A 19,292-nucleotide genomic window follows, 5' to 3' on the forward strand; every position below is an offset into this window, starting at 1 on the left:
CGGCCGCCGCAGGGGTCCGCGGAGAAGGACCCGAACCACACCACCCGTCACCAGGAAAGAGGTACGCACATGGCGGACACCGCCGACCAGAAGAAGTCCACCCACCGGCGCCGGGTACGGCTGCTGTCGCCGCCCGTGTGGTGGCCGCTGCCCGCCGTCGCGGTGCTGGGGCTCGCCGCGGGCGGGGCGTACGGGGTACTGAAGGCGCCCGAGTACGCCGCCACCAGCTACGTCGTCGCGGTTCCCGACGACACCACCGAGCCGGCCACCGCCCTCGGCTTCGCCCAGGCCTACGCCCGCATCGCCACGAGCAGTTCGACCCTCGCGTACGCCCAGCCCCGCGCGGGCATCAGCGTGCAGAAGCTGCGGACCCAGGTCCGCGCCGAGACCTCCCCCGAGTCCCCGATGATCGCCGTCACCGGGACCGCGAAGAGCGCCGGCGAGGCCGCCGACATCGCCAACGCCGTGGCCGACGCCCTGTCGCTGAGCAGCAACACGGCCGCCAAGAACACCGGCGTGCAGCTGCTCCTCTTCAACCAGGCCGTCGCGCCCAGCGACCCCGCCTCCGCGTCCCCCGCCCTCAGCGGGGCGGTCGGGCTGTGCGCGGGCGGGCTGCTGGGAGGGCTGTGGCTGCTGGCCCGGCCGACGGCCGCCCGGCGGCGCGGCGAGGAGACCGCCTCGGACGCGGTGGAGAGCATCACGGAGCCCGTCGCGGAGGAGTACGCCTCGCTGCCCGCGCAGGGCGAGCCGGCCGCGGCCAAGGAGAAGGAGTCGGTGCGATGACCTCCGGCTCCGCCGGGGCCCTGTCGGTGACGCTGTGCCGCGATCCCCGGCAGTTCGCCGTGCTGGAGGAGCAGTGGAACCGGCTCGTCCGCGCCTGTCCCACCGCCACTCCCTTCCAGAGCCATGCCTGGCTGCACTCCTGGTGGCTGTCCTACGGCAAGGACGGCCGGCTCCGCATCGTCCTGGTGCGGCGCGGGGAGGAGCTGGTCGGCGCGGCCGCGCTGATGCTCGTACACCGGCCGATGCCGCTGCTCGTGCCCCTCGGCGGGGGCATCACCGACTACTTCGACGTGCTCGTCGCGGAGCGGTACGCCGACCAGGTCGTGCCGGCCCTGGCCAACGGTCTGCACCGGGCCGCCCGGGGCGCGGTGGTCGACCTGCGCGAGGTGCGGCCCGGGGCCGCGGCCGAAGCCGTGTACGCGGCCTGGCCGGGGATCGGCAGCAAGCTCACCGACTCCACCTGCATGGAGCTGCCCGCCGTGCCCTTCGACGAGCTGGTCAAGCGGATGCCGGCCTCCGGCGCCCAGCGGGTGCGGGCCAAGCTCCGCAAGACCGACGCGGCCGGGATCGAGGAGCACGAGGTCACCGAGCAGGAAGTGCCGCGAGCCGTACGGACCTTGCTGCGGCTGCACGAGAAGCAGTGGCGCGGCCGCGGGGTGACCCCCGAACACCTCAAGCCCCGCTTCGCCGAACACCTGACCCGGGCCACGCGGCGGATGGTGCGCGCGGGGGAGGGCCGGCTGGCCGAGTTCCGGCTCGACGGGAAGGTCGTGGCCGCCAACCTGACGCTGCTCTCGGGCGCGCTCAGCGGCGGCTACCTCTACGGCGCCGATCCCGACCTGCGGGACCGGAAGGTGGACGTGGCCACGCTGCTGCTGCGCTACGAGGCCACCCGCGCGCTCGCCGAGGGACGCCCGGTGGTGAGCTTCCTGCGCGGCAACGAACCGTACAAGAACCACTGGCGGCCGCGGACCGTGGTCAACCAGCGCTTCCTGCTGGCCACGGCCGCGCTCGCGCCCCTGCTGCGACTGCACGAGTCGCAGGTGACGGGGCGCGAGCGGGCGGTGGACGTACTGCGGGAGGCGTTGCCGGCCGCCAGGGACTGGCGGGCGCGGCTCAACGAACTGCGGGTCCGATGACCCGGACGCCCCGCCTAGAAGGGCCAGAAGCCGGACTCCTTGCCCCAGTCGACCTTGACGCAGACCGACTGCTTGCCGACCAGCTTGGAGAGCCACTCGCCGAAGTTGATCGGCACGCACCACTCCGAGCTGTTGACGGGCGGGACGGTCGGGACGGTCGGAACGGTCGGTACGGGAGGCGTCGTCGGCTTGGGCGGCTGGGACGGCTCCGGCTTCGGGACGAGCGGCGAGGGCGTCGGGGACGGGACCTCGGGGCTCGGCTTGGGCACGACCGGGCTCGGGCTGACCTCGGGGGACGGGACCAGCGGGCTGGGATCGACCGGGCTGGGCTCGACCGGGCTCGGTTCGACCGGGCTGGGCTCGACCGGGACCTCCGGGCTCGGGACCACGGGCGAGGGCGTCGGGACGACCGGGCTCGGGACGGCAGGACTGGGGACGGCAGGGCTCGGGCTGACCTCGGGGCTCGGGACCAGCGGGCTGGGCTCGACGGGGCTCGGCGCGACCGGGCTGGGCGCGACCGGGCTCGGGACCTCCGGGCTGGGGAGCACGACCGGCGGGGTGACCACCGGCGTCGGGATCTCGGGCGTGGGGACCTGCGGGGTCGGGATGACCGGCGTGGGCACCACGGGGGTCGGGACGACCGGGGTCGGGATGACCGGGTCGGGCCGCTGCGGGGTCAGCGCCTCGCGGAAGACCTTCGTCGAGGCCGGGTTCTGCTTGCACTGCCAGACGCCGTGCGGGCAGTAGTCGGTGATGGTGTGGTAGAGCGGCTTCTGCTTGTCGATCCACTGCAGCATGCGCCGCACGTACTCCGGGTTGTCCCCGTTGCGGAACAGCCCCCACTCCGGGTACGAGATCTCTTTGCCGTGTGCGCGGGCGAAGTCCACGTGCTGCTGGAGCCCGTACGGCTGGCTGATCTGGTCGTCGAAGGTCCGGCCGGGAGCCTGGTCGTACGAGTCCATCCCGACGATGTCGACCACGTCGTCGCCCGGGTAGCACTTGGTCCAGCCGATCGCGTCCGTGCCGCGGTTCGGGGTGAAATCGAACTTGAACTTCTGGCCGGGCACGGACCGCATCGTGTTGACGACGCGCTTCCAGTACGCCTTCCAGTTCTCCGGGTCGGGCCCGCACCGGTGGGTGTACGTGGTGCCGTTCATCTCCCAGCCGAGCACGATCACGGTGTCCGGGACGCCCAGCGCCACCAGTCGTTCGGCGAGCTTCTTGAAGTGCCGGTCGTACTGGCCCTCCGCGCCCGCCCGGATCAGCTGGGCCACCTGGCGGTCGGGGATCCGGTCCTCGTTCCGCTCCTGCATGGGCACGTTGAGGACGAACATCCGGTCGTCCCGCTGGCGCCGCCACCGCGCCCAGTCGTCCAGGAAGCTGACGCCGCCCTCGATGCCGGCCCACTGGTCGCCGGGCAGATAGGTGTGCCCGACCCGGATCTCCTTGCCGCCCAGCCAGTTCGACAGGAACGGGATGCGGGCCACTCCGGGCGGCCCGTAGTCGAGGTAGGCGCCCATGGCGACGTCGGATCCGGTGCTCTGCTCCTCGGGGGCCGCGAGGGCGGCCCCGGTGGCGAGCAGTCCGGCCGTCACCGTTCCGATGCAGGTGCTCGCCAGTCGGCGGCGTGGTCTGGGCATGGCGTCTCCCGAGCTTTCCTGAATCGGTGTGCTTACCAAAGACGTTAGGCATCACATCTGACGAATGGCCTGTCCGGTGACCTCTTCCTAGGCCATTCGCACGTGCGCACCCTCCCCGCTTGGTCCGACTAGGTGAAAGACACCGTTCCCATGCACGCGCATCGCAGCCAAGTGCCCGCAGTTCTGCTCAGACTCGATCGGAATCCGTTCCACCACGGAACCCTCGGCGCCGTCAGATCCCTTGGGCGCGCGGGTGTGGAGGTCCATGCCGTCGTCGAGGCCGGGGGAGGTCCCATGGGGCGTTCGCGCTACCTGCGCGCCGTGCATCCCGGACCCGTCGGCGGCCTCGACCCGGAGGCGCCCGAGGCGCTGCTGGAGTGCCTGACCGGGGTCTCCGAACTGATCGGCCGTCCGGCGGTGCTCATCGCCATGGACGACCTCAGCGCGATCGCGGTGTCACGGGTCGCGCCGATGCTGACGGACCGTTTCCGGATCCCCCATCAGCCCGACGACCTGCCGGCGCGGGTGGCGGACAAGGCGGAGCTGTCGCGGCTCTGCGCCCGGTGGGACGTACCGCACCCGGAGACCGTGATCCCGGCGAGCGGGGCCGAGGCGGCGGAGGCCGCGTGGCGGCTCGGGCTCCCGGTGATCGCCAAGTGGAGCCGGCCGTGGCTGCTGCCCCCGGGCACCGGCCTGCGCAGCACCACCCTGCTCCAGTCGGCCGCCGAGGCACGGCGGCTGCACGAGCGCTCGGCGGAGGCGGGCAGCAGGCTGCTGCTCCAGCGGTACCTGCCGGCCGGGCCGGACACCGACTGGTTCTTCCACGGCGCGTTCGCCCGGGGCGGGCGTCCGCTGATCACCGGGTCCGGCCGCAAGGAGCTGTCCTGGCCGGTACGGACGGGGCTGACGGCGGTCGGGCGCTGGCTGCCGGATCCGGCGGTGGAGGAGGCGGGGCTGCGGCTCGCCGAGCGGCTCGGCTACCAGGGGATCCTGGACCTGGACTTCCGCCGGGACGAGCAGGGCGTCTTCCGCCTGGTGGACTTCAACCCGCGTCCCGGGGCGCAGTTCCGGCTCTTCACCGACGCGGGCGGCCTGGACGTGGTCCAGGCGATGTACCTGGACCTGACGGGCCAGCGGGTCCCGGAGCCGTCCGGCGGACCGGGCCGCGTCTTCGTGGCGGAGAACTACGCCCTGCTCGCGGCGGTACGGGGCCGCTCGCTCCCGCGCCGCCCCCCGGCTCCGCCCGCCGGAGCGGGCGCCGCGACCGCCCCCGCGCGCCGGGGCCGGGGCCGGGAGCGGGGGCAGGTGGAGGCGGCGTGGTTCGCCGCCGACGACCCGATGCCGTTCCTGGGGATGCTCGCCGCCTTCCTGGGGCGCGGTGCGTTCAAGGGGCTGCGGGTGCTGCGCGGGGTCCCCGAGCAGGGCCGCCGGACGGCCCGGGCGGTGGTCCGCGCCCCGCGCCAGCGGGGCCGGGAGCTGCCCCCGGCCGCCGCGGGGTCCGGCCCCCGGTCCGCTCCGCCGGAGGCCCCGGCGGAGCCGGACGAGCTGGTGACGCGGTAGGGCGCGGGGCGCGCCGCGTCACGCGGTGCGGTGCGGGTGGCAGTGGGCGAACCATGAGGCTGGAGGGACTGCGGTGACACGGATGGACGACCTCGTGGTGGTCGGAGCGGGGCCCTATGGGCTGTCGATCGCGGCCCACGCGGCCGGGGCGGGGCTCGGCGTGCGGATCCTCGGGCGGCCCATGGCCTCCTGGCGGGACCACATGCCCGAGGGCATGTACCTCAAGTCGGAGCCGTGGTCCTCCAACCTGTCGGCGCCCGACGGGCGTTACACGCTGGCCGAGTACTGCGCGGGCCGCGGGATCGCCGCCGAACACGGAACTCCGCTGCCCATCGGGACGTTCAGCGCGTACGGGCTCTGGTTCGCCCGGCAGGCAGTACCCCCGGTGGAGGAGGCGACCGTCACCGAAGTCACCCCGCAGGGCGGGGGTTTCCTGATCCGCACCGCCGAGGGGCCGCCGCTGCTCGCCCGGACCGTCGCGCTGGCCGTGGGCGTGATGCCGTTCGTCCGGTACCCCGAGGCGCTACGGGACCTGCCCGCGGCGCACTACTCGCACAGCAGCGGCCACCGCGACCTGACCCGCTTCGCCGGCCGCGAGGTCGCCGTGCTCGGCGCCGGGCAGGCGGCCCTGGAGACCGCGGCCCTGCTCGCGGAGAGCGGGGCCCGGCCGTGCCTCGTGGCCCGGCGCTCCCGGCTGAACTGGAACACCGTCCCGCAGCCGCTGCGGCGGCCCCCGCTGCGCGCCCTGTGCGATCCGCACAGCGGCCTCGGCACCGGCTGGCGCAGCTGGGCCTGGTCCGAGCTGCCCTGGGCGGTGCGCCGGCTGCCCGCGCCGACCCGGGAGCGGATCGCCGCCACCGCGCTGGGCCCGGCCGGAGCCTGGTGGCTGCGGGAGCGCTTCGAGCGCCGGGTCCCGGTCCTGCTCGGGCACCGGCTGCGGCGGGCCGTCCCGGCGGGCGGGCGGACCCGGCTCGGGCTGTCCACCGCCGCCGGGGAGTCCGTCGTCCTGGACACCGCGCACGTGATCGCGGCGACCGGCTTCACCCCGGACCTGGCCCGGCTGGAGCTGCTCGACGCGGGGCTGCGGGCCGCGCTGGTCACCGTAGGGGAGAGCGGGACGCCGGAGCTGAGTCCCGGCTTCGAGTCCTCGTGGCCCGGGCTGTTCTTCGCGGGACTGCTGACCGCTCCCTCATTCGGCCCTTCCATGCGATTCGTGCACGGTGCCGGCTTCACGGCGGGGAGACTGGTGTCAGGAGTCCGCAAGCGTCTGGGGGCCCGGAGCCCGCTGACGGGATCCACCGGCACGCCCCGGAACGACCGGGCTCCGGCTGCCGGGCATAGAGCGTGAGAGCCGGTCACACGACGTGAGAGGTGTCGCGATGAGCGAGGAGCGCGCACAGGGCCGGGGCTGGGTGAGGATTCCGGCCAGCCGTGCGGAGCAGCCCGGTACGACGAGGGCGGCGCCCGTGCAACCGTACGCGCAGCCGCCTTACGGGCAGTCGCCGTACGGGCAGGCCTCCTCGCCGCAGGACCCGTACGCGCAGGACCTGTACGCGCAGGATCCGTACGCGCAGGGCCCGTACCCGCAGGATCCGTATCCGCAGGGCCCGTACCCGTATCCGCAGGCCCCGTACGACCCCTCGACGATCTACCTCTCCCTCGTCAAGCGCTGGCAGGAGGCCGGACGCACCCTTCCGGGGCATCCTGACGAGGAGTGGGAGCGGCTCATTTCCCAGCCGTGCTGGCCCGGCCGTTAGGTGGTGTGAGTCTCGTGGCAGCGGCGGAGCGACGCGACAAGAGACCGGAGGGCCCCGGAAGCACGGGGGCCGCCGGGAGTCCCCTCATCGGCCCGGGCGAGCGGCTCGCGCTCAACAGCATGGGCAGCTTCGAGTGGGACCTCGGCGCCGGGACCCTGGACATGGACGAGGCCGGGAGGGCGGTCTTCGACCTGGACCCGGAGGACTTCGACGGCACCCCGGACAGCCTGGGGCTGCGGATCCCGCTCGACGATTCCGCGCGGCTCCGGGACACCGTCCAGGGTGTCCTGGACGGCGGTGAGGAGACGTACGGCCAGTACTTCACGGTGCAGCGGCGCGACGGCCGCGACCAGTGGACGCACACCCAGGGCCGGGTCCTGCGGGACGACGAGGGGCGCCCGGTGCGCATCGTCGGCATCGTCCGGGACGCGACGGCCGAGCTCGCCCACCTCACGGTGCTGCGCAAGCTGGAGTCGGCGCGCGCCCAGCAGGCGACCATCGTGCAGCGGACCACGGAGGCCCTGTCGCGGGCGGTGACCGTCGATGACGTGACGGCCACCCTGACGGGCGCGGGGGCGCTGGAGCGGCTCGGCGTCGACGGGATGGCGCTGGGGCTGGTCGAGGGCGGCCACATCAAGATCATCGCGCTCAGCGGGGAGTCCCTGGAGATCCTCAGCGAGCGCAAGTTCACGCGGCTGGACGGCTCGCTGCCGCTGTCGCAGGCGGTGCTCACCCGGAAGGCACGTTTCGTCACCTCGCTGGCGGAGCTCGCGGGCGAGTTCCCGCTGCTCGCCGACTACCTGAGCCGCATCCAGTACGACGCGGCCGCCTACCTCCCGCTCATCGCGCAGGCCGAGGCCATCGGCGGACTGGTGCTCTTCTACCGGCGCCGCACCGACTTCAGCCCCGAGGAGCGCAACCTCTGCCTGGGCCTGGCGGGCATCGTCGCCCAGTCGCTCCAGCGGGCGCTCCTCTTCGACCAGGAGCGCGAGTTCGCCACCATGCTCCAGGCCGCCATGCTGCCGCGGCGGATCCCCGAGATCACCGGCGGGGAGATCGCGGTGCGCTACCACTCGGCCTGGAGCGGCCGCGAGGTCGGCGGGGACTGGTACGACGTCATCGCCCTGCCCCGCGACCGCGTCGGCATCGTCGTGGGCGACGTACAGGGCCACGACACGCACGCCGCCGCCATCATGGGCCAGCTCCGCATCGCGCTGCGCGCCTACGCGGGCGAGGGCCATCCGCCCTCCACCGTGCTGGCGCGCGCCTCCCGCTTCCTGGCCGAGCTGGACACCGAACGGTTCGCGACCTGCATGTACGCACAGGTGGACCTGGAGACCGGAGGCGTACGGGCGGTCCGCGCGGGCCACCTCGGACCGCTGATCCGGCACACGGACGGGCGAACGGGCTGGCCCAATGTGCGCGGCGGCCTGCCGCTCGGGCTGGCCACGGTCTTCGAGCAGGAGGAGTTCCCCGAGACCCGGCTCGACCTGGTCCCCGGCGAGACCCTGGTGCTGTGCACCGACGGGCTCGTCGAGGAACCCGGCACCGCCATCACCCAGGGCATGGAGGCCCTCGCCCACGCGGTCCGCAGCGGCCCCCAGGAGGCCGGGGCGCTCGCGGACCACCTCTCGGACCGGCTGTGGGAGCGCTGGGGCTCCGGCGACGACGTGGCCCTGCTGGTGCTGCGCCGGGCGCCCGACCCGGGCACGCACCGGGCACCGCGCATCCACCAGTACGTCCACCAGGCGGACCCGGAGGGGCTCTCCGAGGCCCGCTACGCCCTGCGGCAGGCGCTGCGCGACTGGGGCATGCCGGAACTCGCCGACGACGTGGAGCTGGCGGCGGGAGAGCTGCTGGTCAACGCCCTGCTGCACACCGAAGGCGGAGCGGTGCTGACGATGGAGGTGCTGCCGGAGCCGGTCCGGCGGATCCGCCTGTGGGTCAAGGACCGCTCCAGCGTGTGGCCGCGGCGGCGCACCCCGGGGGAGTCGGCGACCACGGGGCGCGGGCTGCTGCTGGTGGACGCGCTGGCCACGCACTGGGGCGTGGAGTCCCGGGGCGACGGCAAGGCGGTGTGGTGCGAGTTCTCCGCGGCGGGCAGCGCGGCACGGAACGCCCCGTGACCGGGTGTTCACGTCGAGTTGTGGGGCGGTGGGGGCGGGGTGATGATGCCGCCATGGAACGGATTGCGTGGAACCCGCCGTGCGCCGGCTGAGCAAGCGCGCGGTGACGGGAGTCCTGGCGCTGCTGCTGTGCGCGGCCGGGGCGGCGACGGCGGTGGACTGGTCGACCGGGCGTCCGGACACGGACCCCGGGTGTCAGACGGTGGCCTTCATGTCGATGACGGGCGAGGCGCCCGCGTGCCGCTGACGGGCGAGGCGCCCGTGTGCCGCTGACGGGTCCCGTCCGGCTCCGGTCGGCGGCGGCGCCCGGCTCCCGGTGGCGGCGGCTCCCGGTAGCGGCGGCTACCGGAAGGGCGTATGCGCGCACCGCGGGCGGTGTCTACCGGTGGTCGATCACCCGGACCGGGCGGACGTCCTGCGCGACCGTGTCGATCGACCGGGGCAGCAGCCCGCCGCCGAAGCGGATCTCCTGCAGCTCGGCCTCGGCCAGCGCCTCGCCGGCGTGCACGGTCGGGGTGAGCCGGAGCGTGCCGTGGGCCGCCCAGTCGTGCACTTCGCCGTCGCACTGGGCGTCGCCGCCGCCGATGCTGAGGCGGACGTCCTCCTGCTCGATGGTCGCCTTGATCTGAACCGCCCCCGAGGGTGACGGGGCGGTGCAGTGGTACTCACCGAAAAGGTGGATCGTGCCGTCGGGGGCGATGTGCGCTTCCGAAGATACGTAAATGTCACTGCCGTGCATTTCACCGCCGTGGGGCGCGGCATTCGCCGGGGCGGTGAATACCGCCGTGGCGCCCAGTGCGGCGAGTGCGGCCAAGGCCATGCGGGGGCCGGTCGTGGCCATCGTTCCTCCTGTTGGACGAGGGATGCAAGGGGTTGCGGAATTCCGCCGGAACGCATTGTGCTGGCATATGGAGGTCAATGGGTTCCGCGCGATCGTGTCGGTGTGTGCAATTTCCCGCCCGGGCGCGTGAGACTGACCGGAATACGTCCCCGAAGATCCCCGAAGGGATCCCGCATGCGTCAGTCCGCTCTTGTCACGGCCGCCCTCCTCCCGCTCCTGCTCCTCGGTGTCACGGCCTGCTCCGGCGCCCCCGAAGGGGCCGCGCTCGCCCCGGCGGCGGTGCCCGCCGTGCCCGTGGACGACGGTGCGCCGGGCGTCGGGGACGATCCCGCGGCCGAGCGCGACGGGGTGACGCGGGCCGCCTCGAAGGACGCCCATGTGGGTGACTCCGTACGGGTCAGGGGCCGGGAGGTCGGCCGCCACCTCCAGGTGGTGCTGGGCGCCTACGTCGATCCTGCGGTCAGCGTCGAGAAGAACTTCGCCCCGGCGGCGGGCAAGCGCTGGGTGGCCGCCTCGATGTCGTTCGTCAACGTCGGTGGAGCCTCGTACGGGGCTCTCGGGCGCATGTGGGCGCTCGACGGCGCGGGGCAGCGCCACCCGGTGGTGCCCACGGGCGAGCTCACGACCGGCAAACCACTCGTCTTCGATTCGCTCTCGGTCGGTGAGCGGGCCGAAGGATGGGTGGTGTTCGAAATTCCGGAAAACACGCGCATCGTGCGGCTCCAGTACCAGGACGCGAACATGCTGGCGAATTCCGGAGGTGGATTCTGGGCGGTCTAGCCCGCCCGGGTGAAACGGCGTCAAAGGGCCGGGCCGTCGGCCACTAAGGTGCGGCGCATGACTTCTACCCAGGCCGAACTCGACCGCTCCAAGCTCGGCACCCTTTCGGTGCTCGCGTGGATCGGCGACCCCGAAGAGGCCCACGACATTCCCTATCTCCTCGCCTACATCCTCGGGGACGGTCCCGACGGTCCCCAGGCGAGCGAGGCGGCCGCCCGCGGGCTGCTGGAGGAGATCGGCCTGCCCATCGGCGACGTGGTGATGGACGGAGTCCGCAACCCGGCCTCCTTCCCGGTGCAGATCCTCCTGGAGGGCAACCAGATCGCGCTGACCCTGCCGGGCATGAACGCGAAGTGCATCGCCCCGCCGGAGTGGGTCAAGGCGGCGTCCGACAGCGGGCAGGCGTACTTCCTCTTCGCGACCCGCGCCTGGCCCGAGGCGGTTCCCGGACAGCCGGTCGAGGCCGAGACGCTGCAGGCGTTCGCGGGTGACACCGAGGTGCTCAACCACAGCGCCCACGCCGTGCTCGCGGTGCGGCGCCTGCAGCGCTAGGAGCCCTCGGCGCCGGGCACCACGCCCCCCGCTCCGGCCGCCGGGCTCCCAGCCCGCTCGGTGGCCGGTACGCCTCCCTCGGTCTCCTTCGGGCTCCTCCGGTCTTCTCCGGTCCTACGGGCCGGCCTAGGGCCGGTCGAAGGCGAAGCGCAGCGAGCGGACCCGGTTGTCGAAGCTGGAGCCGGCCAGATCCGGCAGGCCCACCGCGCGCAGTCCCACCGGGCGGGTCAGCAGCTCGCGGAAGAGCGCCTTCATCTCCACCCGGGCCAGGTGCGCGCCCAGGCAGAAGTGCGGCCCGCCGCCGCCGAACCCCAGGTGGGGATTGGGGGAGCGGGTGATGTCGAAGGCGTCCGGATCGGGGAAGACGGCCTCGTCGCGGTTGGCGGAGGCGTAGTACAGCACCACCTTGTCGCCGGGGACGAACGTGTGGCCGCTCAGGGTGTGTTCGGCGACCACGGTCCGACGGAACTGGATGATCGGCGTGGAGTGGCGGATCATCTCGTCCACAGCGCCGTCCGCGTGTGCCTCGAAGTCCGCTACCAGCAAGTCGCGTTGGTCCGGGTGGTCGGTCAGCAGGGTCAGGCCGTGGGTGATGGCGTTGCGGGTGGTCTCCACCCCGGCCACCATCAACAGGGAAAAGAACGCGCCGAGTTGACGCGCGCCGAGCGCCTCGCCGTCCACGTTCGCGCAGACCAGGGCCGAGATCAGGTCGTCGGTCGGGTTCTCGCGCCGATCCCGCCCGATCCCCGCCACCATCCGCTGCATCCGGGCCAGGGCCCGCAGTCCGCGTCCGGGCATCCGCAGCCGGGCGGTCAGACCCCGCTCGACGCCGATGTTCTCGGAGGCGTGGTTGACGCGGTCGGCGATCTCGGCACGGTAGCGCTCCGGGATGCCCATCATGTTGCAGATGACCTCCAGGGGCAGCTTCGAGGCCACCGCCTCGACGAAATCCTCCGGCCGCCGGTCCAGTACGTCGTCCACGATGCGTGCCGCCACCGCGTGGATGTCCTCCTCGGCCGCCGCCAGCAGCCTCGGGGTGAAGGCCCGTTGCACGATCTTGCGCAGCTGCGCGTGCTCGGCGCCGTCCAGGTTGACCATCGAGTCCCCGAACAGCGCCCGCACCCAGCGGGCCGGCTCGGGCGTCGTCACCCCGGGCGCGCTGGCGAACACCTTGGGCAGCCGGCTCGCCTCCTGCACGTCCGCGTGCCGTACGAGGGCCCAGTGCCCGGCGCCTTCGGGGACGAACACGGGGGAGTCCAGGGCCCGCAGGCGGGCGAAGGCGGCCAGCCGGTGGGCGGGGGGCGCCTGCCAGAAGGCCGGGTCGGCCAATTCCCTGCCGGGGGCTTGACCGGGGGCTGGGCCGGGGCGTTGTGCGGGGAGTGTCATGGCCTGGAAACGGTGCCGGGGGCGCGGGGGTGACGGGTCCGGCGCGGCGCCGTTGCCGGGGGCTCCGCCCGGACCCTCGCGCCTCAAACGCCGGCCGGGGCGGAGGGGGCGCGGTCCGCCAGGGACATTCCGATCACCACCGTGGCCACCGCGACCAGACCCGCGTACAGGACGGCGTACGTGCCCGTCCACGAGCAGGCCAGCATCGCGAGGGCGGAGACCGGGAGGGTCAGCTGCTGGGCGAGGCCCCGCTTGAAGTGGCGGGAGTGCAGCAGCCAGACCATCAGCAGGAAGAGCGCGGTCGGGACGGTGACGGCCGCGTTCGCGGCGAGCCGCGAGATGTGGGCCTTGCCGACCGCGTGCTCGACCGCCACCTCGATGCCCGCTCCGATCGCCGCGCCCGAGGCGAAGATCAGCAGGTGTCCGTACCCCCACGGGATCGCTTCCCGGTTGGAGGTCAGGTGCTCGTGCATCGGCACCGCGAAGTAGATCCACCAGGCGGCGAAGACGATGAGCAGCCCGCCGGCGGCGATCGGCAGCAGCTCGCCCAGGGCCTCGTGCTCGTCGAGGGCGGACTTCACGGCCACGGTGCTCGCCGAGATCGTCTCGCCGAGCACGATGATGGTGAACAGGCCGTAGCGCTCCACGATGTGGTGGGCGTGCCACGGCGTCTGGTGGCCGCGCTCGGCCAGCACCGGAACCAGCAGCTCGGCGGCGGCCACGACCAGGAACAGCCAGTGCCTCATGCCGTCCGGGACGAACAGCAGGACCACCCAGCCGGCCTGGCACAGGACCAGCCCGGCGGCGTACTTCAGGGCCGCGGTGCGGGCCTCGCCGCTCTCGCCGGAGGCGGCCCGCAGCCATTGGGCGGTGAGCGCGACGCGCATGATCAGGTAGCCGATGACGGCCATCGTCCAGTCGTTCTCGTTGAACGCCCGGCCCACGCCGGCCGCGTAGACGAGCACGCCGGCGATCTGGACGAGCGTCGCGATCCGGTACGGCACGTCGTCGCAGTCGTAGGCGGAGGCGAACCACGTGAAGTTCATCCACGCCCACCACACGCCGAAGAAGACGAAGAAGTAGTTGATCACGCCGGTGCCGGGATGTCCCTCGGCCAGCGCGTGGACGAGCTGGGCGCCCGCCTGCGCGATGGCGACGACGAAGCACAGGTCGAAGAACAGCTCCAGCGGGGTCGAGGCGCGGTGGCCCTCGTCCCGGCTGCGGGCGGTCATGGGTACGTAAACCAGAGCCATACCGCCCAGGACACCAGCCCTACGGGGTTCAGCAGGCGAGGCGCGCGGCCCTCAGGGCCCGTGTGCCCCGGGCGGACTCGTACCGGCCCAGGACGAGCCGGGCGAGCCGCGGGTGGTCGGCCAGCGGCTCCGAGACCGTCCAGGCGGCCGAGGCGTTCAGGGCGCGGGTGAAGCGGCCCGGGGCCAGCAGGTGCGCGGCCACCGCGATCCGGCGGTAGCCGGCGTCCTGGAACGCGGCCAGGGCTTCGGGCACGGTCGGCCCGGCCGAGGTGAGGTAGGCGGGCAGTACGGGGACGGGGTCGCCGCTGCCCTCGAACTCCAGCAGGGCGGACAGCTGGGCCGCGCAGGCCTCCGTACCGGTGTTCCCGCCCGGGCGGGAGGAGCCGGCGCCGGCCACGACCACCGCGTCCGCCCGGGTGTACGGGCCACGGCGCCGCTCGGCCTCACGGAGCCGGCCGTGCAGGGCGCGGGCGACGTCGCGCTCGCCGCTGAGGCCCTCGGTGAGCACGCAGCCGGTGCCCTCCAGGACGGCGGGGATGTCAACGCGGCGGTGGAAACCGTCGCCGAGCAGCAGCGGGACGACCACGGCGCGCGGGTGTTCCCGTACGACCTCGGCGAGGGAGGGGCGCTGCACGTCGAGGTGCCCGACCAGCGCGTGCACCCCGCTGATGGCCTCCACGGCGGCGACGAGCCGGTCAATGGTCGCGGCGGCCTCCGGGGCCGCGCTGCCGTGGACGGCGATGACGAGCATGTGGTCTGCCTCCCTGGTCCACCCCGTGGGTCCCCCTTCCACGCTAGGCCCGCCGCGGCTCCGGGGCAGCCTGGCCAAGGGCCCGCGCGGCAGGCCGGAGGTCCTGTGCGGAAAGGGTCGTTTCCCCGTCCCCAGGGGTCCTTTTCGGGCGTCCGGGGCCGTGGCCGCGACCTACCGTCGAAGAGTCGGAACGCATGCACGCGTGACGTCTTGGCCCGGCCGCCCTGGCCGCCCCGGGACCGCGCGGCACAGGGACACACGGAGTGAGATCCATGGGGCAGACGCTGGTTGTCATCGGCCACGGCATGGTGGGGCACCGCCTGCTGGAGGCGCTCGCCGAGCGTGACGCGCTCGCCGACCCGACCCGCCCCGAGCGCGGCGGCTGGCAGGTCACCGTCCTCGCGGAGGAGGAGCGCCCCGCCTACGACCGCGTGCACCTGTCGGCGGCCTTCACCGGCTCCACCGGCGAGGAGCTGTCCCTGGTGGAGCCCGGCTTCCTGGAGAAGTACGGCATCGACCTGCGCCTCGGCGACCCGGCGGAACTGATCGACACCGCCGCCCGCACGGTCACCGCCCGCTCCGGCGACGTGCTCCGCTACGACGCCCTCGTGCTGGCGACCGGCTCCTACCCCTTCGTGCCGCCGATCGACGGCGCCGACGCCGAGGGCTGCTTCACCTACCGCACGCTCGACGACGTCGAGGCCCTGACCGCCTACGCCGCGGACCCCGGGGTCCGTACCGGTGTCGTCATCGGCGGCGGGCTGCTCGGCCTGGAGGCGGCGGGCGCCCTGCGCACCCTCGGACTGGTGACGCACGTCGTGGAGTTCGCGCCCCGGCTGATGCCGCTGCAGGTGGACGACGGCGGCGCTGCCGCCCTGCGGGCCACCATCGAGTCCATGGGCGTCGCCGTCCACACGGGCGTCGGCGCGGCCGGCGTGCAGATCCACCCCGACGGTCGGGCCCAGGCGCTCCGGCTGACCAGCGGCGAGGAGATCGGCTCCGACGTCGTCGTCTTCTCGGCCGGTGTGCGCCCGCGCGACCGCCTCGCCCGCGAGTGCGGCCTGGCGGTGGGCGACCGCGGCGGGGTCGTCGTGGACGGCCACTGCCGCACCAGCGACCCGTACGTCTACGCGATCGGCGAGTGCGCGCAGACCGTAGACGGCAAGGTGTACGGCCTGGTCGCGCCCGGCTACCAGATGGCCGAGACCGTCGCCGAGGCCCTCGCGGGCGCCGGCGAGCTGACCTTCACCGGGGCCGACACCTCCACCAAGCTCAAGCTGATGGGCGCCGACGTGGCCTCCTTCGGCGACCCCTTCGCCCCCGAGGGCCGCGACGGCGCCGTCTCGGTGGTCTTCTCCGACGCCCGCGAGGGCGTCTACAAGAAGCTGCTCCTGGGCCCCGACGGCGCCCTGCTCGGCGGCATCCTGGTCGGCGACGCGGAGGCCTACGGCTCGCTGAAGCCGCACGCCGGCCGGCAGCTCCCCGCCCCGCCGGAGGCCTTCATCCTGCCGTCGAGCGAGGGCGTGGCGCTGCCCGGCGCGGACGCGCTGCCCGATGACGCGGTCGTGTGCAGCTGCCACAACATCACCAAGGGGCGGGTGCGCGAGGCGGTCGTCGCGGAGTCCCTCACCGACATCGGCGGCATCAAGAAGTGCACCAAGGCCGGTACGGGCTGCGGCGGGTGCGTCGGCACCCTCCAGGCGGTCCTGGACGCCGAACTGGCCGCCGCGGGCATCGAGAAGCCGCGCGGGCTGTGCGAGCACTTCACCCTGACCCGGGCGGAGATCTACGAGAAGATCCGCACCGAGCGCATCCGCGGCTTCAGCGAGCTGCTGGAGTCCTACGGCGAGGGCGGCGAGGGCTGCGCCGTCTGCAAGCCGGTCGTCGCGAACGTGCTCGGCACCCTCGCCCCCGACCTCGGCATCGGACACATCCTGGCGGGCGAGCAGGCGGCCCTGCAGGACTCCAACGACCTCTTCCTCGCCAACCTCCAGAAGGACGGCACCTACTCGGTCATCCCGCGCGTCGCCGGCGGCGAGATCACGGCCGAGCAGGTCATCGCGCTGGGCGAAGTGGCCCGGGACTACGGCCTCTACACGAAGATCACCGGAGCCCAGCGCATCGGCCTCTTCGGGGTCGAGAAGGAGCAGCTGCCCGACATCTGGCGGCGCCTGGGCGGCGCCGGATTCGAGTCCGGGCAGGCGTACGGGAAGTCCCTGCGCGCGGTGAAGTCCTGCGTGGGGGCCCGCTTCTGCCGCTTCGGGCAGGGCGACTCCATCCAGCTCGCCATCGACCTGGAGCTGCGCTACCGGGGTCTGCGCACCCCGCACAAGTTCAAGGGCGGCGTCTCGGGCTGCCTGCGCGAGTGCGCGGAGGCGCGCGGCAAGGACATCGGCGTCATCGCCACCGCCAACGGCTGGAACCTCTACGTCAGCGGCAACGGCGGCGCGACCCCGCGCCACGCCGACCTGCTGGCCTCGGACCTGAACACCGCCGAACTCTTCGCGCTGATCGACCGGTTCCTCATGTACTACATCCGCACCGGCGAGCGCCTGGAGCGGACGTCCGCCTGGCTGGAGCGGCTCGGTGGCAGCGGCGCGGGCCTGGACCACCTGAAGGCCGTCCTGATCGAGGACTCGCTCGGCCTGTGCGCGGAGCTCGAGGCGCAGATGGAGCGCCACGTGTCGGCGTACGAGGACGAGTGGTCGGCGGTCCTGGAGGACCCTGCGGCGCTGGAGCGCTTCGGGACCATGGACTTCGGAGCGGCCGAAGGCGCCGAGGGCGCGGCGCAGGCGCTGGAGCCGGGCCGCGGCCGCACCGCGGTGCTGCCGGACGGCACGGAGGCCGCGGTCTTCAAGGACCGTGCGGGCGAGCTCTACGCGGTCGGCAACCGGGACCCCTTCTCGGGCGCCGACGTGATCGCCAACGGCATCATGGGCTCGCGCGACGGGGTGCCCGTCGTCGCCTCGCCGATGCACAAGCAGGTCTTCGACCTGCGGACGGGCATCTGCCTGGACGACCCGGAGGTGTCCCTGCCGCTGGTGGAGCTCAAGCCTTAGGGCTCTGCGGCGGCCGTACCAACGCACTGTGGGCGATGGGACCTTGTCCTGTCGCCCACACGACGTTCTCCCCTGATGCGGGGCGCCCCTGTAGGCGGACCCTAAGAAGGTCAGGGCTTTCAGCTTCATTTTTCTCAACCCCTCCGAACATCCGGGCCCCTTCAAACCTTCAGGCCCCCTCGACCCTTCAGGACATGCCATGAGTTCCGCCAAGCAGGACGTGCGCGCGGCGACCGCCCGGGTGCAGGCGCCGGATCCGGCGCAGTACCGCCCCGGTCGCACCATCACCGAGTGGACGCCGGAGGACCCGTCCTTCTGGCAGACCACCGGCAAGAAGGTCGCCACCCGCAACCTGTGGATCGCGGTGCCCGCCCTGCTCGTGGCCTTCGTGGTCTGGCAGGTCTGGAGCATCACGGCGACCAACCTCAAGGACGTCGGCTTCGGCTTCTCGCAGTCCCAGCTGTTCTGGCTGACGGCGGTCCCCGGCATCACGGGCGGTACCGCCCGCATCCTGTACACCTTCATCGGCCCGATGATCGGCCAGCGCCGCTTCACCGCGGTCTCCACGGTCATCCTGATCGTGCCGCTGCTGTGGCTGGGCTTCGCGGTGCAGGACCCCACCACCTCGTACAGCACGCTGGTCGCCATCGCCGCGCTCTGCGGCATCGGCGGCGCCAACTTCTCCTCCTCCCTGGCCAACATCGGCTTCTTCTACCCGAAGCAGGAGAAGGGCAACGCGACCGGCATCAACGGCGGCCTGGGCAACCTGGGCGTCTCCGTGGTCCAGCTGCTCACCCCGATCCTGATCACCACCTCGGTGCTGGCGATCGGCTCGGGCCAGAAGAAGGCCGACGGCTCGGAGATCTACCTCCAGAACGCCGCCTTCGTCTGGGTGCCGGTCCTGATCGTCCTCGCGGCCATCGCCTGGTTCGGCCAGAACGACCTGAAGGTGGCCTCCACCCCCTTCAGCCAGCAGAAGATCATCTTCAAGCGCAAGCACAACTGGCTGATGACCTGGCTCTACGTCGGCACCTTCGGCTCCTTCATCGGCTTCGCGGCGGCGCTTCCCCTCCTGATCAAGACCACCTTCCCGGCGTACTCCGTGGCCACCTACGCCTGGATGGGCCCGGCGCTCGGCGCCCTGGCCCGCTGGGCCGGCGGCTGGATCGCCGACAAGTTCGGCGGCGCGCGGGTGACGATCCTGTCCTTCGTGGGCATGGGCGCGTCGATCATCGGCGTGATCACCTTCCTTCCGGCGGGCTCCGACCAGGGCTCCTTCTACGGCTTCTTCTTCTGCTTCCTGTCGGCGTTCTTCTTCTCGGGCATCGGCAACGGCTCGACCTTCCGCCAGATCCCGGTGATCTTCCGCGGCCAGCACCTCGCGGGCCTGACCGAGGGCACTCCCGAGTACGCGAAGGCCCTGAAGCAGGCCGAGATCGAGTCGGGCGCGGTGACCGGTTTCACCGCGGCCATCGCCGCCTACGGCTTCTTCTTCATCCCGGCGATGTTCGCCAACTTCGCCGTGACCAGCGCGATGTGGGGCTTCGTCGCCTTCTACGCCAGCTGCGTGGTCGTGGCCTGGTGGTTCTACGCCCGCAAGGGCGCGGAGGCCCCCAGCTAGACCGTCCCTTCCTGACCCTGCCCGGCCGGTACCCCCGGCCGGGT

General features: G+C 73.0%; 16 protein-coding genes. 11 read left to right on the plus strand and 5 right to left on the minus strand.

Translation table 11 applies throughout. The features are described 5' to 3' along the window. Nucleotides 1-69 precede the first annotated feature (69 nt). Complete coding sequence (locus OG730_RS24705; RefSeq protein ID WP_327306298.1) at nt 70-783, plus strand: YveK family protein; 714 nt, start codon at nt 70-72, stop codon at nt 781-783. Beyond that, a complete protein-coding gene (locus OG730_RS24710) occupies nt 780-1,922 on the plus strand; it encodes a GNAT family N-acetyltransferase (RefSeq protein WP_327306299.1) in 1,143 nt (380 codons plus the stop codon). Before OG730_RS24705 ends, OG730_RS24710 begins: the two co-directional genes overlap by 4 nt. Before the next feature lie 14 nt (nt 1,923-1,936). Here OG730_RS24710 and OG730_RS24715 read toward each other — a convergent pair whose 3' ends face one another. Further along, nucleotides 1,937-3,562 (minus strand): glycoside hydrolase family 26 protein, encoded by a 1,626-nt coding sequence (locus OG730_RS24715; protein ID WP_327306300.1) that lies wholly within the window; start codon nt 3,560-3,562, stop codon nt 1,937-1,939. Between the two features lie 150 nt (nt 3,563-3,712). Between OG730_RS24715 and OG730_RS24720 the strand changes: the two genes are divergently transcribed. From OG730_RS24720 to OG730_RS24740, 5 genes are all read left to right on the plus strand, one after another. Next, nucleotides 3,713-5,122, plus strand: coding sequence for a carboxylate--amine ligase (locus tag OG730_RS24720; RefSeq protein ID WP_327306301.1), 1,410 nt, complete (start codon nt 3,713-3,715; stop codon nt 5,120-5,122). A gap of 82 nt (nt 5,123-5,204) precedes the next feature. Further along, nucleotides 5,205-6,470 carry an NAD(P)-binding domain-containing protein gene (locus tag OG730_RS24725; protein WP_327306302.1) on the plus strand — a complete coding sequence of 422 codons (1,266 nt, stop codon included), beginning with the start codon at nt 5,205-5,207 and terminating at the stop codon, nt 6,468-6,470. A gap of 31 nt (nt 6,471-6,501) precedes the next feature. Beyond that, nucleotides 6,502-6,879 (plus strand): hypothetical protein, encoded by a 378-nt coding sequence (locus tag OG730_RS24730; RefSeq protein WP_327306303.1) that lies wholly within the window; start codon nt 6,502-6,504, stop codon nt 6,877-6,879. 14 nt (nt 6,880-6,893) lie between these two features. Beyond that, a complete protein-coding gene (locus OG730_RS24735) occupies nt 6,894-9,005 on the plus strand; it encodes a SpoIIE family protein phosphatase (protein WP_442815210.1) in 2,112 nt (703 codons plus the stop codon). A gap of 67 nt (nt 9,006-9,072) precedes the next feature. Then, nucleotides 9,073-9,252 carry a hypothetical protein gene (locus OG730_RS24740; protein ID WP_243335422.1) on the plus strand — a complete coding sequence of 60 codons (180 nt, stop codon included), beginning with the start codon at nt 9,073-9,075 and terminating at the stop codon, nt 9,250-9,252. 132 nt (nt 9,253-9,384) lie between these two features. On the opposite strand, the gene OG730_RS24745 is transcribed toward OG730_RS24740, so the two are convergent. Further along, nucleotides 9,385-9,846: a DUF6299 family protein gene (locus OG730_RS24745; RefSeq protein WP_327306304.1), complete on the minus strand. Its 462-nt coding sequence runs from the start codon at nt 9,844-9,846 to the stop codon at nt 9,385-9,387. Nucleotides 9,847-10,020: 174 nt separating this feature from the next. On the opposite strand from OG730_RS24745, the gene OG730_RS24750 reads away from it, so the two are divergent. Both OG730_RS24750 and OG730_RS24755 read left to right on the plus strand, forming a co-directional pair. Beyond that, on the plus strand, nt 10,021-10,626 hold the full coding sequence (locus OG730_RS24750; protein WP_327306305.1) for a DUF4352 domain-containing protein: 606 nt from the start codon (nt 10,021-10,023) through the stop codon (nt 10,624-10,626). Between the two features lie 57 nt (nt 10,627-10,683). Next, nucleotides 10,684-11,178: a DUF5949 family protein gene (locus tag OG730_RS24755; RefSeq protein ID WP_327306306.1), complete on the plus strand. Its 495-nt coding sequence runs from the start codon at nt 10,684-10,686 to the stop codon at nt 11,176-11,178. Nucleotides 11,179-11,304: 126 nt separating this feature from the next. Here OG730_RS24755 and OG730_RS24760 read toward each other — a convergent pair whose 3' ends face one another. From OG730_RS24760 to OG730_RS24770, 3 genes are all read right to left on the minus strand, one after another. Next, on the minus strand, nt 11,305-12,564 hold the full coding sequence (locus tag OG730_RS24760) for a cytochrome P450 (RefSeq protein ID WP_327306307.1): 1,260 nt from the start codon (nt 12,562-12,564) through the stop codon (nt 11,305-11,307). Between the two features lie 83 nt (nt 12,565-12,647). Then, on the minus strand, nt 12,648-13,817 hold the full coding sequence (locus OG730_RS24765; RefSeq protein ID WP_327306308.1) for a low temperature requirement protein A: 1,170 nt from the start codon (nt 13,815-13,817) through the stop codon (nt 12,648-12,650). Nucleotides 13,818-13,845: 28 nt separating this feature from the next. Continuing rightward, on the minus strand, nt 13,846-14,568 hold the full coding sequence (locus OG730_RS24770) for a sirohydrochlorin chelatase (RefSeq protein WP_327306309.1): 723 nt from the start codon (nt 14,566-14,568) through the stop codon (nt 13,846-13,848). Nucleotides 14,569-14,840: 272 nt separating this feature from the next. Here OG730_RS24770 and nirB point away from each other — a divergent pair, with 272 nt between their 5' ends. Continuing rightward, nucleotides 14,841-17,627 (plus strand): nitrite reductase large subunit NirB, encoded by a 2,787-nt coding sequence (gene nirB, locus OG730_RS24775; protein ID WP_327306310.1) that lies wholly within the window; start codon nt 14,841-14,843, stop codon nt 17,625-17,627. A 199-nt stretch (nt 17,628-17,826) separates the two neighbouring features. Continuing rightward, entirely contained in the window at nt 17,827-19,248 is a 1,422-nt protein-coding gene (locus tag OG730_RS24780; RefSeq protein ID WP_327306311.1) for a NarK family nitrate/nitrite MFS transporter, read from the plus strand. The last annotated feature ends 44 nt before the right edge of the window (nt 19,249-19,292 follow it).

The organism is Streptomyces sp. NBC_01298, from assembly GCF_035978755.1.
In the GTDB taxonomy this organism is placed as follows: domain Bacteria; phylum Actinomycetota; class Actinomycetes; order Streptomycetales; family Streptomycetaceae; genus Streptomyces.

Excerpts from the sequence above, each read along its gene's own strand:
- OG730_RS24705 (WP_327306298.1), top strand. The coding sequence starts at position 70 with ATGGCGGACACCGCCGACCAGAAGAAGTCCACCCACCGGCGCCGGGTA.
- OG730_RS24710 (WP_327306299.1), top strand. The coding sequence starts at position 780 with ATGACCTCCGGCTCCGCCGGGGCCCTGTCGGTGACGCTGTGCCGCGAT.
- OG730_RS24715 (WP_327306300.1), bottom strand. The coding sequence starts at position 3,562 with ATGCCCAGACCACGCCGCCGACTGGCGAGCACCTGCATCGGAACGGTG.
- OG730_RS24720 (WP_327306301.1), top strand. The coding sequence starts at position 3,713 with ATGCACGCGCATCGCAGCCAAGTGCCCGCAGTTCTGCTCAGACTCGAT.
- OG730_RS24725 (WP_327306302.1), top strand. The coding sequence starts at position 5,205 with ATGGACGACCTCGTGGTGGTCGGAGCGGGGCCCTATGGGCTGTCGATC.
- OG730_RS24730 (WP_327306303.1), top strand. The coding sequence starts at position 6,502 with ATGAGCGAGGAGCGCGCACAGGGCCGGGGCTGGGTGAGGATTCCGGCC.
- OG730_RS24745 (WP_327306304.1), bottom strand. The coding sequence starts at position 9,846 with ATGGCCACGACCGGCCCCCGCATGGCCTTGGCCGCACTCGCCGCACTG.
- OG730_RS24750 (WP_327306305.1), top strand. The coding sequence starts at position 10,021 with ATGCGTCAGTCCGCTCTTGTCACGGCCGCCCTCCTCCCGCTCCTGCTC.
- OG730_RS24755 (WP_327306306.1), top strand. The coding sequence starts at position 10,684 with ATGACTTCTACCCAGGCCGAACTCGACCGCTCCAAGCTCGGCACCCTT.
- OG730_RS24760 (WP_327306307.1), bottom strand. The coding sequence starts at position 12,564 with ATGACACTCCCCGCACAACGCCCCGGCCCAGCCCCCGGTCAAGCCCCC.
- OG730_RS24765 (WP_327306308.1), bottom strand. The coding sequence starts at position 13,817 with ATGGCTCTGGTTTACGTACCCATGACCGCCCGCAGCCGGGACGAGGGC.
- OG730_RS24770 (WP_327306309.1), bottom strand. The coding sequence starts at position 14,568 with ATGCTCGTCATCGCCGTCCACGGCAGCGCGGCCCCGGAGGCCGCCGCG.
- nirB (WP_327306310.1), top strand. The coding sequence starts at position 14,841 with ATGGGGCAGACGCTGGTTGTCATCGGCCACGGCATGGTGGGGCACCGC.
- OG730_RS24780 (WP_327306311.1), top strand. The coding sequence starts at position 17,827 with ATGAGTTCCGCCAAGCAGGACGTGCGCGCGGCGACCGCCCGGGTGCAG.